We start from the raw sequence: 13388 nt of genomic DNA, 5'->3' as shown, positions 1-13388 counted from the left end.
GAGCCTATGCAGTGGCTTCAACCGTCTTGCGACGGCGGCGCCGCTTGCGCTGCGACGGCTTCGTCAGGGGCAGCCCGGCGTCCACCTGGTCCTGCCGACGGCGGTCGGCGAACCGTGCGAGCGACTCGGCCAGGGATTCGAACGTGGGCGCATCCGCCGTGACGTCGACCCGCAGGCCGTGGATCTCGCAGGCCGCTGCGGTGGCGGGGCCGATGGCCGCCACGACGGTGGCGGCGTGCGGCTTGCCGGCGATGCCGATCATGTTGCGCACGGCGGTGGCGGAGGTGAACACGACGGCGTCGAAGTTGCCGGCCTTGATGTCCTCGCGCACCTCGGGCGGCGGCGGCGCGGCGCGCACGGTGCGGTAGGCCGTGACCTCCTCGACCTCCCAGCCCAGCTTGCTGAGGCCGACGAGCAGCGGCTCGACAGCCACGTCGGCGCTGGGCACCAGCACGCGGTCGAGCGGGTCGATGAGGTCGTCGTAGGCGGGGAACTCGTGCGCGAGGGCGCCGGTGGTGTTCTCCACGACGGGAACGAGGTCTGCCTTGATGCCCATGCGGGCCAGGGCCTCGACGGTGCCCCGGCCGACGGCGGCGAGGTTGATGCCCGACAGCGCCCGGGAGTCGAGCCCGTACTCGTCGAGCCTTTCGGCGATGGCGGCGACGGCGTGCGGGGAGGTGAACACCACCCAGAGGTAGCGCCCGTCGACGAGGCCGCGGACGGCCCGCTCCATCGCCTGCTCCGTGCGGGGCGGCTCGATGGTCATGGTGGCCACGATCTCGGTGGAGGCGCCGTAGTGCGCCAACTCCTCCACCAGCGGGTCGAGCGAGTCCTTCGTGCTGGGCGCCACCACGCGCCAGTCGAAGAGCGGCTTGCCCTCGAACCACGCGTAGCGTTGGCGGCGCGACTCCTCGATGCCGGGGCCGACGATGTAGAAGCACTCGTCGACGTCGGAGGCCTCGACCTCACCCCAGGTGAGCAGCTCGCTCACCTGGCCGGTGCTGCCCACGCCCGTCAGCGAGAGGCACGGGCCGTCCGCGCCGAAGCGCTGGGCGGCCTGCTCGGCGAGGCGGGCGGAGGCCTCCCCGGTGGCGCGCACGATGAGCGTCTCCGCAGCGGGCCAGCTGTCGATGGGCGGCACCTCGAGCGTCGCGTCGAGCGCCGCGAACGACGACGACGCGGCCACGGCGCCGAACGACAGCGCGGCACTCCACCGGTTGATGCCGGGCACCACGTTGACGCGCAGCCCGGCGGCCTGGAGGACCTCGGACAGGACGCCGCCGGCGTCTGCGTCGGTGAAGAAGTCTCCCCCGTGCAGCCGCACGACCTTGCGGCCCTTCGCCACCGCGCTGAGGATGGCGGTGACCTCGTCGTCGCCCCCCGCGAACCTGACCTCGGCGTGCGCCGGGGCCAGATGACTGACCTGCTCCTCGTCGGCAGCCTCGTCGATGATGACCAGGTCAGCCATCCGGAGGGCGCGTGAACCGCTCAGCGTCAGCAGCCCCAGGTCACCGGGGCCGGAGCCGACGAAGGTCACAGACCCTCCGGTCGGCTCGAACTCCGGCGGTGATGCCGGTGAGGTCGGTTCCAAGGAGTCGGTCACGTCGAGGATTTCCGTTCTTAGGCCGTCAGGGGTTCCAGTCAGCTGACGTGAACTGGGGCGCGCTGGCACCGAGCGCCGCGCGCAGCGCCGCCTCGTCGACGAACCAATAGCCGTGCAGCTCGCGGTCCACGAAGGTCACCGGCACATGGTCGGTGAACCTCGCCCGGAGGTGCTCGTCGGAGTCGACGTCGATGACGCGCCAGCCCACGCCCATGTCCTCACAGGTCCTGCGGACCGCGGATTCGGCTTCCACGCACAGGTGGCAGCCGTCACGGGTCAACAGCAGTACCCGGGAGGGAGGGGTCACTACTTGCCGGCGCGACGACGCTGAATGCGGGTGCGCTTCAGCAGCTTGCGGTGCTTCTTCTTGGACATGCGCTTGCGGCGCTTCTTGATGACAGAACCCACTGTGAGCCTTTCTAGCCGGGGTTGTACTCGGGACATGTTCGACTGCCCTGTGGACAGGTCAGACTCTCAATCTTAACCCGCGGTGGGCGGGTTCAACCAATCCGCTCGCCGCGCTGCGGGGCCCGGTCAGCCCTTGCCCATCTCCAGTCCGCGGTTGCGACACGCCTCGATGGCGTCGAGGAACGCCGCGCGCACCCCGTGATCGTCGAGGGCACGCAGCGCGGCCGCGGTGGTGCCGGCCGGGGAGGTGACCATCTCGCGCAGTTGCGTGGCCGACTTCCCCGTCTCCGCCAGCATCGCAGCGGAGCCGACCAGCGTCTGCGTGACCAGCTCGGTGGCCTCGGCGCGCGTGAGCCCCTGGTGCACGCCACCCTCGATCATCGCCTCCGCGACGTAGAAGACGTAGGCGGGCCCGGAGCCCGACAGGGCGGTGAGCGCGTCGAGGTGGCCCTCGTCGATCACCACGGCCTTGCCGACTGCGCCCATCAGGCCGCGCACCCGCGCCACGTGCTCATCGGTGGCGCGCTCGCCCCGCACGATGCCCGCCATCCCCTTGCCGACGAGGGCCGGGGTGTTGGGCATGACGCGGACGACGGCGCGGCCGGGGGCAGCCCCCTGCAACTGGGCGAGGGTCACCCCGGCGGCGATGGACACGACCAGGGACGACTCCCCCAGCGAGTCAGCCGCGGCCCGCAGGATGCCGTCGACCTGGTGCGGCTTGACCGCCAGCACGACGGTGTCGGCCTGCGCGGCCTCGTCGAGCGAGACGCCGGTGACGCCGTGGCGCTCCTCGATCTCACGCACGCGGGGTTCGTGGGCGTCGACGATCACGACGTCGGAACTGGGGATGCCGGAGGCGAGCCAGCCGGCGATGAGCGCCTCGCCCATCGCGCCGGCGCCGATGACCGCGAGGCGACTCATCTGACCAGCAGTTCCGCGATCTGGATGGTGTTGAGCGCGGCGCCCTTGCGCAGGTTGTCGTTGCTGATGAACAGCACCAGGCCCTTGTTGCCCTCGACGCTGCGGTCCTGACGGATCCGGCCCACCAGGGACGTGTCGCCGCCGGCGGCCGCCAGCGGCGTGGGCACGTCGGCGAGCTCGACGCCCTGGGCCCCGGCCAGGACCTCGCGGGCCTCATCCGGGGTGATGTCGCGGGAGAACCGGGCGTGCACGCTCAGCGAGTGGCCGGTGAACACCGGCACACGCACACAGGTGCCTGCGACGCGCAGCTCGGGCAGGTGGAGGATCTTTCGCGACTCGTTGCGCAGCTTCTTCTCCTCGTCGGTCTCGCCCTCGCCGTCGTCGACCAGGTTGCCGGCCAGCGCCACCACGTTGAACGCGATGGGAGCCACGTACGGGCCGGTGCTGGTGGGCTCGAACTGAGATCCGTCGTGCGTGAGCACGGTGGGGTCCTCGATCTGGCCGAGCTGGCTGGCCAGCGTCTCGACGCCCGCGAGCCCCGAGCCGGAGACGGCCTGGAACGTGGTGACCTGCAAGGACTCCAGCCCGGCCGCGTCGTGGAGCGCCTTGAGGACCGGCATGGCCGCCATCGTGGTGCAGTTGGGGTTGGCGATGATGCCGAGCTCTGCCTTGTCGACGTCCTCGGGGTTGACCTCGGAGACGATCAGCGGCACCCGCTCGTCGAGGCGCCAGGCGCTGGAATTGTCCACGACGGTGGCGCCGGCAGCGGCGACCTTCTCCGCGAACTCCTTCGACGTGGACCCGCCGGCGGAGAACAGGGCGACATCGAGCCCGGCGAAATCCGCCTTGGCCATGTCCTCCACCACGATCTCCTGGTCCTTCCACGGCAGCGTCCGGCCAGCGGACCGCTCCGAAGCGAAGTAACGGATCTCATCGACGGGATAGTTGCGCTCATCGAGCAGGGTACGAAGAACTCCGCCGACCTGCCCGGTGGCACCAAAGACTCCAACACGCATGCGGCGCATTCTACCGTCGCGGGCCAAGGTCGCCCCATCGGTGGGCGTCGGTGGACGCTTCGCGGCCCCGGGCTGCCGGAACGCGGAGGCCCCGGCCGCCGGCACACGTGGTGCCGACGACCGGGGCCCTGCGGGGGACGCCAGCGCCCCCGTTCAGTGGTCGCTCAGCTCTGGAACATCACGATGTTGTTGACACACGGGGGCTCCGCCCCCGTGAACCCCCGTGCGTCCCTCGAGCTCAGTTCCCGAACATCACGATGCTGTTGAACACCCACTGGTTGGACTGGCTGAAGGCGTAACCACCCTCAGGCTTCGCGGTGGCGGCGTACACCGTCGTCATCGTGTAGCTCCGGCAGGCGCCGCGGCCCGTCGCAGCGGTGTCACACTCGGTCTTCCACTGCCGACCACCCGAGGTGAACGTGCCGGCCTGGCCCAGCGGGTTGCCCTTCCACGCCTCGCGCGTCATGAACGGCAGGTAGGTGAGGTTGTTGAACGCCCAACCCGACTCCCGGACGAACTGGCCGTCCTCGACCTTGACCACGGTGGCCCAGATCTCCGTGCGGCACCGCTCGGTCTGCGAGTACGCCTCACAGGTCGTCATCCAATCCCGCCCATTGAGCCTGTGCTTGCCCGGCTCGGTGTACGGCGCGGTGCGCACGAATCCGGGCTTCGTCGGCTTCGTGGTGGGAGCCGTCGGCTTCGCGCTCGGCGACTTCGACGGGCTCGGCGACGGCGACGCCGAAGGGCTCGGCGACTGCGACGGCTCAGGCGAAGGCGAAGGCGAAGGCGACTCCGAAGGCTCCGGCGACGGCGACACCGACGGCTCCGGGGACGGCGACACAGAGGGCTCGGGCGACGGCGAGACGACCGCCTTCACCGTCACGTCGACGCTGCCGGTGGACGTGCCGTCGGTGGCGAGGATCGTCACGGTCCCGGCCGCCTGGTCATCAGCCACCGTCACCGCGGCACTGATCGTACCGTCCTGCCCCGCCGTCGTGGTGACGACGGTGGCGCCCAGCGTGACGGTGACCTCCGAGCCGGCCGCGAATCCCGCTCCGGTGACGGTCACCTCCCCACCCTGGTCGACGGTGCCGGGCGTGACGAGCAGCTTCGGCTGCAGCGCGACGTCCGCCAGTTCGGCCGGCTGGACGGGGGCTGCGACCTGCAGCTCCGCCGCATGCGTCCATGGCTGCCCGTCCGGGTAGGTGGTGGCACCGCCTGCGTTGTCGGCCACCGCGGAGGTGGAGACGAACTTGAGGTAGCGCGTCGTCACCGGTGCGTCGAACGTGATGGTCTTCGGGTCGGTGTTGGTCGCAGCGAAGTTGCCCTTGCGGAGGAGCGAGTACGCGGCGTCGGCGGGCTCGGCGAACGAGACGCCGGCCAGCTCCGTGGCCGTGCGGGTACCGAAGCTGCCGGTTCCGGAGTACAGCTCGAAGCCAACGACCTGGCCGTTGCAGGCCGCGCTGTTGCGCGACTGCGTACACACCGACTTCGGTCGCGGCACGTAGGTGAACGACGAGATCGTCTTCTCGGCGCCCAGGTCGAGCACGATCGAGTGCGGCTGCGCGTCGTCCCCGCCCTCCCACGCCGTGTGCCAGAAGGTCGACGTGTCACCGTCGACGGCGGCGGACACGTAGCCGCTGCCCGGCCACCACTGGTCCTCGGCCGGCTCGGCCGAGTCCCACGCGACCACGCCGGCCACGTCGATCTGACCCACGGACGTGAGCTGAATCGTGCGCGACACCGTGGCCTTGCGGCCGTCGGGCGTGGTGAGCGTCGCCGTGATGCTGCCGGAGCTGCCGGAGCCCGGGGCGCGGAGGGTCACCGACGAGGTGCCCTCCCCCTCGGGAGCCCACTGCTTCGACGGGGACACCTGCCACCCGGCCGGCGCCGTGACCTCGATGGTCGAGAACTGCGGCACATTGGTGGTGGCGAAGCTCACCTGCGCGTCACTCGCCCACGCCATGGCGGCGGGGGCATCCGCGACGGCGATCGTCGGGCCGTCGGCCACGACGGGCGCGGCGCACCGCACCCAGGCGTTGGCCCAGTCGAAGTGGTCCTGGCCGTTGCCGCCGTTGGGATCGAGCACGAGCTGGATGCGGGTCACGCCCGTGACGTCGACGGCGGCACGCTTCGTGCCCGACGCCGCGGTCACCACGCCCGAGGTCCACAGCTGCGCCCCGCTGCCGTCCTCGACCTTGGCGATGACGTTGGCGGTGGTGCCGCCGCGCATGCGGTCGTCGATGCCGTAGTCGAACTCCAGGACGGTGCAATCGGCCGGCAGGTCGATCACGATCCGCGAGGCGGCGTGCGCCCCGATGCCCTTGGCGTAGGTACGGCCGGACAGCAGGATCGGCCCGCCGTCGCCGGCCGCGTTCTCGCCGTTGGCCGTGTCACGCTCGGCGGGGCCCCACCCGTTGGTGGAGGAGGCCCATTCCATGTCGGAGAGGAAGGTGCCACCGGCGACCAGGTCGAAGGACCGGGAGGCGAGCACCACCCCGCCGGACGTCAGCTTGGCGGTGAACTCGTCCCAGCCCGTGCGCTCCCCGGCGCCCAGCGGCAGCTGCACCGTGATGGTGCCGCCTGCGGGGACGGAGACGGTGACCGGGGCGCCGAGGAAGATCTCGTTGCCCTCGGTGCCCAGCGTGACGTCGTGGGCGACGTCGGTGCGGTTGCGCACCTCCACGCTGAGCGTGGCGGTGTCCCCGGCATGCTGCACCGACAACTTGTCGGCGGTGATGGGCGTGGCGGCCACCACCTCGGCGTTGACCAGGGCGTCGATGACGGCGTCGCGCTTGGCGACCAAGCCGACCCGGGCCGTCTGCGTGTCCGCCGAGTTGAGGGGCTGGGTCAGCGCGGCCGCCACCGCGGCATGCTGCGTGCCCAGTTCCACCTTGGCGATGTCGAGCAGCTCGGCATCCTCCTGGCCGTCCTTGAACAGTTCCCAACGGATCGAGGTGACGGGACCGTCGGCGCCGGGGTAGACGAGGTACTCGTCGCCCTGGGCGTAGCGGAACTTCGGGTTCTCGTAGACGTTGGTCGGCCACGAGTTGTAGGTCCAGCGCAGGTAGCCGTCGAGGTCACGCTGCTCGACGACCCACGGCAGCACGCGCACGTTCACCGGCCGGGTGGCCGTGATCGTGTTCGGATTGGTCGGCTCGGCCCAGGTGTAGAACAGGGTCGGCTCGCCGTTGGCGCGTCGGGAGTCGATCAGGTCCTGCGACACCGAACCGAGGAAGGACAGGTTGAACGAGATGTAGTCGGCGATGTCGGCCTCGGCCAGCGTGTTGGCCGCGAGGGCGATCTTGCCGCTCCACTCGGGGTTGACCGACTCGAGCACGGCGAACATGGCGTTCATCCGCGTGAGGGTCTGCTCGTCGAACGCGAGCGAGGTGTCGTCCCACCAGCCCCGCTCCTTGAGGTGACTCTCGAAGGCACTCAGGAACTGGCCCCACGCCTGGTTGTAGCGGGCGCTGCCGACGGTGACCGGCTCGTTGACCCACTGGTTGGTGGTGGTGTCGAGGTAGTAGAGCCGGTCGCGGCTCTGGAACTGCAGCATCGTGAAGGCGTGGATCCGCTTGGCGATGCCGGCGGCCTTGGCGTCCGTGACCAGGCGGTCGAAGACCGAGAAGTCGAACGAGAATGCGTTGCCGTCATAGCGCCACTCGACGGTGGAGCGGTAGTTCGAGGCGGTCTGCGGGCGGATGGTGCCCTGGTGGTCGACCAGCCACGGGTCCTCGGTGATGACGAGGTTCAGCACGTCCTGGCCTGCCTCTGCCATGTCCTCCCAGTACGGGACGAGGGCGTCGAAGTGCGCCTCGCTCCAGTGCTCGAGGCCGAGGTGGTCGGCGACCGTGTCGGGGTGCTGCCACAGGTCGAGGACGAACGGGCGCTCGGGCACGTCACGGAACTGGAGGTCGGGGACCTCCACCTCGATCGGGTAGGTGCCGATCTCGCCGGCCGACGAGCTGACGGTCACCGAGGTGGTGTAGGTGCCGGCTGCGGTGCCGGCGGGCACCTTGACCGTCAGCCAGATCGGCTGGTTCCTGCTGGTGGGGACGTCGACGGACTCCTTGACCTCCAGCGGGTCGGCGATGAACGTGCCCGGCTGGTCCGTGTTGGGGATGTAGCGGGCGTAGCGCACCTCGACGGAGCCGGCCGGCAGGGTGCCGCCGGAGACGGTGGCCTTGACGCCGCTGAGGTCGAGGCCGGCGGTGACGGCGAGTTGGGCGCTCGCGCGGCTGTTGGCCGGCACCTGCAGGGTGAGAGGACCCGACGCGGGGTCGCCGACGGCACCCACGCGCGGGACGCGGGTCAGCGAGGAGGTGGCGAACTCGCCGGTCGGCACCCACACCTGGGCATCGAGGCCGGCGCGCATCTCGCGCAGGTCCACCGGGAACAGGTCTGCGGTGGCGCTGACGGTCTGGCCCGCCCCGGTGGCGGTTGCCGTGTAGGTGGTGGACCACACGCCCGCCAGCAGGTCCGACTCGGTGACGATCCGGTTCGGGCTGTTGTTCTTGCAGGCGTGGCTGGCGCCCGGCGCGAGCGACGAGACGTTGCACACGCTGGCGCCGGATGGGGCGCTGAACGAGATGCCGGTCAGCGGCACGTTGCCGGTGTTGTGGACCTCGACCCAGGGCTGGATCCGGTCGCCGAGCAGGCCGTCGGGCGCGTTGGAGTAGATGGCGTCCAGCACCGGGCGAATCTCGAACCTGGGCTGGGCCGTGAAATCCGCTCCCTGGGTCACCTGGATGCCGACGGTGACGGCGCTGGTGCCCTCAGGGTTGGTGTAGCTGAGCTTGACCGGGTGGTTGCGGGTGTCCGCGGTGGCCGGGGCGGTCAGCTGGAGGGTGACTTGGGCCGACGCGCCGGCGGCAAGCGCCGGGACGGCGACCGACGGTGCCGTCCACCCAGCGGTGGCGGGCTGGAGGGTGCCGGCCTCGAGGGCGGCGCCGCCCTGGTTGGTGACCGTGACGTCGACCGCAGAGGTGGCCCCGCCGACCATCGCCGGCGCGGTGGCCGCCAGCTTGGCGGAGGTGCCGCCGAGCCAGTCGAGGTCGAACTTGGTGAACGAGATGTGGCGGTAGCCGTCACGCTCGTAGAAGAGCCCGAAGCCCCCGGCGCCCAGCTCCCCCGTCTCGTCGGGCAGTGGGGTGAGGGTCGAGTAGGCCGAGGCGCCGGACTGGATCACCTTGGAAACGGGCCAGGTGTCTCCGGAGTCGTAGGAGACGCGCACCGTGAGGTTGCGGCGAACGTTGGCGTTGGCGGTGTTGGAGAACAGCAGGATCTGGGCCTTCGGGTCCGACGGCGCGGCGTCGGGGTACGCGCGGATGATGGAGCCGTTGTTGGCCGGGTCCGGCAGCTCGGGGTCGTTGGTCCACGGGCCGTAGGTCTCGCCCTGGTCGGTGGAGACGGCGTAGGCGCGCTGCGGGGCGCGGCGGGTGTTGACCATCACGTCGCCGTTGGCGAGCTCGACCGACTTGTTCTCGTCGGCGCCGGCGCCGGGCACCGGGGCCGAGGCGTGCCAGGTGGCACCGTGGTCGTCGGAGTAGACGGACACGGCGTGGTTACCGCCGTCGGCGCGGACGGTGTACTGCTGGATGAGGCGGCCGGCGTGCTCGCCCTGGCGCAGCTGGATGCCCTCGCCGGAGGCGGCGAACATGCCCGCCCAGGTGGTCTTGCCTGCCTTGATCTGGTCGGTGATGCGGTGGTTGGTCCAGGTGAGGCCGTTGTCGCTGGAGACGGAGTAGTCGGCGTGCAGCACGTTCGGGTCGTCGTGGCTCGCGCCGGTGCCGGAGCCCGCGAAGCCCTGGTTGATCGACGCGGCGTAGAACAGGAAGACCTTGTCGGCCTCGCGGTCGACGATCACGGAGGCGTCACCGAAGCCGTTGGGGGCCGCCTCCTGGCGCACGATGGTCTGGGGTCCCCAGGTCTCGCCCCCGTCGGTGGAGCGGCGCATCAGCATGGTGATGTTGCTGGGCAGGTCCGCCATGGACGGGCGGCCGTCGTAGAAGGCGAGGATGTCGCCGTTGGGGGCGACGGAGAGGGCGGGGATGCGGTAGCGCAGCCAGCCGCTCTCGCCGCGGTTGGCGAGGTCGTGCAGTTCGAGCCCGGCCGCCAGGCCGTCGGCGGGCGCCCACGTGACGTCGGCCGGCACAACGGGCTCCTGGGGCGCGGCCGGCTTCGTGACGGGGAGGGTGCCGTTGAGCGTCGTGACGATCGGGTCACCGCTGCGCACGCCACCCACGAGCGGGTACTGCGTCCACGTGAGGTCGAAGGCGGCCTGGCCGGCGGTCGCGTCGGCCTGGGTCACGGTGTAGGTGATCTGCGGCGCGGTTGACGCAGCGCAGGTGTACTTGCCCCCCGTACCGGCGGGGAGATTCGTCCAGTTGCACTGGTTGGCGTTGGTCAGGGTGGTGGAGCTGCCCACGATGTCGCGCTGGGGCGCCGAGGCGTTGGACTCCATCCGGAACTGCAGCGCGACGACGTCACCGACGTCGTAGCTGGCCTTGTCAGGGGTGACGGTCTCGATCTTCACCTGGCCGATGTTGACGGGGATCCACTGCCCCACCGCAGGGGTGGTGGCCGCAGTGGCGGGAGTCGGGGCGAGGGAGAGTCCCCCCAGCGCCAGGGCGGCGCTGAGCAACCCTGTCAGTATCGTTCGGAAGGAGCGCCCGGCGCTCTTCGGAGCAGGATTCATCATTGGCCTTTCGCACGTGGGCGGCGTCGCCCAGTCGTCTCGCGAGGCCAGACTCTAGATTCACAGGACAAACATCCCTAGGCTCGAGCGCAAAGCGCTCACTTTTGTTGTCCGACGTCCGCCGCCCTCCGCGAAAAAGGCGTGGTCAGAGGCCGAACCACCCCATGACGACTGGGAGCAGGCCGATGCCCAGGAACGCGACGACGTCCAACAGCGAGTGCACGATCACCAGCGGCATCACGCGCTTGATCCGCAGGTAGAGCCACCCGAACACCAGCCCCATCACGAGGTTGCCGAGGAACCCGCCGAACCCCTGGTACAGGTGGTACGCGGCCCGGACCAGGGCGCTGCCCACGACCACCACCCACATCCGGCCGCCCCGCTGCGCCCACCGGGTGAAGAGGTAGCCCACCATGACCACTTCCTCGAGCACGCCGTTCATCACGGCCCGGCCCAACAACACCGGGACGGTCCACCAGTTGTCGGCCAGGTTGGCCGGCTGGACCTGCGTGTTGATGCCGGCCGCCAGTGTGCACAGGTAGAACGCCAGGCCGCCCACTCCGATGACGACGAACACCCCGAAGCCCCACGCGAGGTCGAAGGCGGGCCTGCGCAGGTCGAAGCCCATCACGCGCCACGGGCCCTCTTCGGGCCGGTGGTGCACCGCGAGGAGGAACAGCACGAGCACCACCGGCATGAGGGGGAACACCAACCCCGCGACCTGGTAGGCGAGGTCCAGCCACGGCCGGTCCGGCGTCGTCGACACGTTCATCCGGGTCACCTGCTGCGCCAGCGGCTCGGGCCGGGTGAGCTTGTTGATGATCGAGAGGATGGAGTAGACGGCGGACTGCCCGAGCGAGATCAGCAGCACCACGGCGATCTCGGTGCGCAGGCGGGCCGGCCCCGGGTGGGGCGACAGCGTTTCGGTCATGGACTCAGCTCTTGTCGGCGACCGCGCGCAGGTAGCTGAACGCGGTGCGGGGGCGGGCGGCGATGCGCGTGGAGAGGTATTCGAACCACGCCGGGCCGAACGGGACGTAGGTCCGCGAGCGGAACCCGATGTCCGCCAGCCTGCGCTGCTCCAGTGGCCGCACGCCGTAGAACATCTGGAACTCGAAACCGTCGCGCGGGATGGCGTTGTGGCGGGCGAGGTCCTGGGCGATGGCGATCAGCGTGGGGTCGTGCGAGGCGAGCATGGCATAGGCACCCGATTCCATCGCGACGCGCAGGCAGCGCACCAGGGCGAGCTGCTTGTCGCGCTCCCTGCGGTAGCCCATCGACGGCGGCACGGGGTAGGACCCCACGCACAGCCGCACGCGGGCCCCACCGGCGGCGACCTGGGCGACGTCGCGCTCCGCCATGCGGATGTCGGCCGGCAGCGTGATGCCCAGGTGCGGGTGCTCGTCGCGCGCCCGCCGCCACAGGTCGAGCGTGGGCTGGTACTCGTGGGCGCCCTGCATCTCCAACGTGACCACCGCGCCCGCCTCGCCGGCGGCGCGGCACAGCTCGTCGAGCACCGTGGTGGCCGATGCCCCGTCCGTCCGGAGGCCGAGCGACGACGGCTTGACCGAGAGCTCAGCGCCCTGCGCCAACTCCCCCAGGTCGGAGAGCGTCTGCAGGATCATCGCCGGCGACTCCGACTCGTCGTCGCTGGCCGGCAGGTAGGACAGCGAGACCTCCAGGCCCTGCTTGCGCAGCGTCCGGGCGGCGGAGATGGCGTCGGCCTCCTCCGGCACGACGTAGGCCCGGGCGAACTCCTCGGCCACTCCGCTGCTGAGCGCCGCGCCCTGCGCCCACCGCGAACGGATCAGGGAGCGCACCACGCTGTTCAACCGCGACATCAGCGCGCCTCCGCCTGCACCTTGGCGAGGGTGTCGCGCATGGTTTGCAGCGCGCCGCCCAGGAGGTCCTCGCGTTCGTGCCGCGAGCGGGCCCTACGGGTCGACACCTCGAGCACGATGTGCCCCGAATAACCGGTGCGGGCGATCTCGGCCAACACCTGCCACGCGTTCTGGTCCCCCTCGCCGGGCAGCAGGTGTTCGTCCTTGAAGGAGCCGCGGCCGTCGGTGAAGTGCACGTTGGCGAGCCTGTCGCCCCACGCGTGCACGAAGTCCATCGACTGGCGCTGCGAGGTGGACGCGTGCGACAGGTCGAGGGTGAGGTGGTCGTAGTCGTACGGGGTGGGGTCCCAGCCGGGGAGGTAGGTCTGCATCGACCCGGCCGGCGTGCGCCACGGGAACATGTTTTCAACGCAGAACTTCACGTCGCCCTCGGCGTTGAGCCGCTTGATCCCGTCGACGAAGCCGGCCCCGTACTCGCGCTGCCAACGAAACGGCGGGTGCACCACCACGATGTCGCCGCCCAGGTGCTGGACGGCCTCACCGGAGCGCTTCAGCTTGCCCCACGCGTCCGACCCCCAGGTGCCCTGCGTGACCAGCAGCGTGGGCGCGTGCACCGACAGGACCGGCACCCCGTGGTAGTTGGCAAGCTTCTCGACGGCGGCGATGTCCGTCGACAGCGAGTCCACCCCGACCATCAGTTCGATGCCGTCATAGCCCAGTGCCGCCGCCAACTCGAACGCGCTGGCGGACGCCTCCGGATACACGGAAGTGGTCGACAAGAGAACCTTCGACTGGGTCACATCGCCACCCTACCGCGCCCTCCGGCGCGTGGCCCGTGCGCGGACCGATGGGCGGGCGCCGCCAATGCGGCTCCGCAAGCCCCGATTAGTCGTTTCGCC

General features: G+C 70.5%; 9 protein-coding genes. All 9 read right to left on the bottom strand.

Annotation, left to right across the window (positions count from 1 at the left end; all coding sequences use genetic code 11):
* Positions 1-4: 4 nt before the first annotated feature.
* Positions 5-1603 (bottom strand): uroporphyrinogen-III synthase, encoded by a 1599-nt coding sequence (locus tag ABEA30_RS02415; RefSeq protein ID WP_345578427.1) that lies wholly within the window; start codon positions 1601-1603, stop codon positions 5-7.
* Between the two features lie 25 nt (positions 1604-1628).
* Positions 1629-1910 (bottom strand): glutaredoxin family protein, encoded by a 282-nt coding sequence (locus tag ABEA30_RS02410; RefSeq protein ID WP_345578424.1) that lies wholly within the window; start codon positions 1908-1910, stop codon positions 1629-1631.
* On the bottom strand, positions 1910-2011 hold the full coding sequence (locus tag ABEA30_RS02405; protein ID WP_074436903.1) for a 30S ribosomal protein bS22: 102 nt from the start codon (positions 2009-2011) through the stop codon (positions 1910-1912). The genes ABEA30_RS02410 and ABEA30_RS02405 overlap by 1 nt, the downstream gene beginning before the upstream one ends.
* Positions 2012-2137: 126 nt before the next feature.
* The gene (gene proC / locus ABEA30_RS02400; protein ID WP_345578418.1) at positions 2138-2932 is read right to left on the bottom strand and encodes a pyrroline-5-carboxylate reductase; all 795 of its coding nucleotides are present in this window, start codon (positions 2930-2932) and stop codon (positions 2138-2140) included.
* Positions 2929-3948 (bottom strand): aspartate-semialdehyde dehydrogenase, encoded by a 1020-nt coding sequence (locus tag ABEA30_RS02395; RefSeq protein ID WP_386085480.1) that lies wholly within the window; start codon positions 3946-3948, stop codon positions 2929-2931. The genes proC and ABEA30_RS02395 overlap by 4 nt, the downstream gene beginning before the upstream one ends.
* Before the next feature lie 238 nt (positions 3949-4186).
* Complete coding sequence (locus ABEA30_RS02390) at positions 4187-10594, bottom strand: glycoside hydrolase domain-containing protein (RefSeq protein WP_345578413.1); 6408 nt, start codon at positions 10592-10594, stop codon at positions 4187-4189.
* 199 nt (positions 10595-10793) lie between these two features.
* Positions 10794-11579 (bottom strand): CPBP family intramembrane glutamic endopeptidase, encoded by a 786-nt coding sequence (locus tag ABEA30_RS02385; protein WP_345578410.1) that lies wholly within the window; start codon positions 11577-11579, stop codon positions 10794-10796.
* A gap of 4 nt (positions 11580-11583) precedes the next feature.
* Entirely contained in the window at positions 11584-12489 is a 906-nt protein-coding gene (locus ABEA30_RS02380) for a proline dehydrogenase family protein (RefSeq protein ID WP_345578408.1), read from the bottom strand.
* Positions 12489-13289 carry a sugar phosphate isomerase/epimerase family protein gene (locus tag ABEA30_RS02375; RefSeq protein WP_345578406.1) on the bottom strand — a complete coding sequence of 267 codons (801 nt, stop codon included), beginning with the start codon at positions 13287-13289 and terminating at the stop codon, positions 12489-12491. Before ABEA30_RS02375 ends, ABEA30_RS02380 begins: the two co-directional genes overlap by 1 nt.
* Between the last annotated feature and the right edge of the window lie 99 nt (positions 13290-13388).

The sequence above is a fragment of the Tessaracoccus lubricantis genome, assembly GCF_039544535.1.
GTDB lineage: Bacteria > Actinomycetota > Actinomycetes > Propionibacteriales > Propionibacteriaceae > Arachnia > Arachnia lubricantis.
This window is presented reverse-complemented; position numbering and strand designations above follow the sequence as displayed.